Source organism: Limnospira sp. PMC 289.06, from assembly GCF_032350395.1.
Taxonomy (GTDB): domain Bacteria; phylum Cyanobacteriota; class Cyanobacteriia; order Cyanobacteriales; family Microcoleaceae; genus Limnospira; species Limnospira platensis.
Map to the genome: position 1 here is coordinate 1 of NZ_JARPLC010000392.1, position 820 is coordinate 820.

The 820-nt window shown below is 42.6% G+C and carries 1 pseudogene; it reads left to right on the forward strand.

Annotated features, from left to right (window positions below):
• Window positions 1–302: 302 nt before the first annotated feature.
• Window positions 303–791 (forward strand): annotated as a pseudogene (locus tag P5674_RS25400) (recombinase); the annotation flags it as partial.
• Window positions 792–820 lie beyond the last annotated feature (29 nt).

An 820-nucleotide genomic window follows, 5' to 3' on the forward strand; every position in this document is an offset into this window, starting at 1 on the left:
CCGCTTCAATCCTGGGGTTGTGGTTCCCAAAATTGGGGGTGGCTATCGCCGTTACCCTAATTTCCTAACTTTACTTATCCATTTCTGGGCTTACTATAAGGAATTTGTATGGGTTAGTTCGTTTTGACCTTGGGTTCCCTGCCTTGTTTGGTATATCTCTATACCGAACGTTGGGACATATAAACAGTTATGAGGATGGTCACGAGTGCGTTCCTTATATTCAACCAAGGGGTTGAAGTCCCCACCAGGCGGTTACTTCGGGTATTTCAACCCTATTTCATGCCTGAACGTTTCGCACCACTTACTTTACTGACGCAGAAGGTCGGAAAGTGAGTATTAAAACAGGGGGAAGGGTTGTAGCCCCAATTCCCAGTCCCGAAATGTTTGATTTCCTAGAATTGAAACGGCCGTTGTTACCAGAATATAGCCCGAAAAAAGGCAGTCAACCCAAAACCATAGCTGGAGGCTTTGACGCAACGTTTAGTAACAGAATTCAATCTATGAAATGCCCGGTAACCCAGAAATATGCTTTTCGTAGACTGTACAACCTGTTAGGTGAAAAGTATGGACTACCTATCGAGTTGCGAGCTAGACTTATGGGACATAGCACAATCGTCAATGAGGGTAAATACAAGACAGAAGGCATTGACGCTACCTTAGAAGTTCTCAAAGGGGTTTCTAAGTTACCTATACCATTGAACGTGGCTATAGAACGGTTAACAGCGTTAGGGGTTGATATTGATAGCTCTGAAGCTAAATTATTTCTTAGAGTTATCTATCTGATAGATTAATCTAATCGTCAACCTTTCATAAATTAACG